The following is a 372-nucleotide window of genomic DNA, read 5'->3' as shown; positions in this document are numbered from 1 at the left end:
ACCTTATAAAATTAACGATTTCTCTTGATACAAGCTAATACATTGATTATAATTATAGTATAAACTTAAAGGAGGTGAAATACAATGAAGAAGATGAGTGATTTAGAGTATCATTATGGATTGAAAATGCGCATTTATCCAAGCACTAACCAAAAGAAGATTATTAAAATTAATGGTAACATTGCTAGAACTATTTATAATAAAATGGTTGCTATTGACCAAGAATTATATAAGTTGAAACAAGTTAAGTTACCTATTGATATTGTTAAGGAACGTATTAAAGAATTAAAAAGTCGTAAAAACGCTAGAAATTTGTCTAATCATTATCAGTACATGCAAGATAAGAATATTGATAGTTTAGCTAAAGCTAAC

At 26.3% G+C, this 372-nt stretch carries 1 protein-coding gene; it reads left to right on the top strand.

Annotated elements, in window-relative coordinates:
* Window positions 1-84: 84 nt before the first annotated feature.
* Window positions 85-372: helix-turn-helix domain-containing protein (locus tag NOU10_RS09325; protein ID WP_255906664.1), on the top strand; the 288-nt coding region annotated here is incomplete at its 3' end.

It is taken from the genome of Ligilactobacillus sp. MP3 (genome assembly GCF_024436335.1).
In the GTDB taxonomy this organism is placed as follows: Bacteria; Bacillota; Bacilli; order Lactobacillales; family Lactobacillaceae; genus Ligilactobacillus; species Ligilactobacillus salivarius.
Note: the sequence above shows the minus strand (reverse complement) of the source record. Positions and strands in the feature narration are given on the sequence as shown.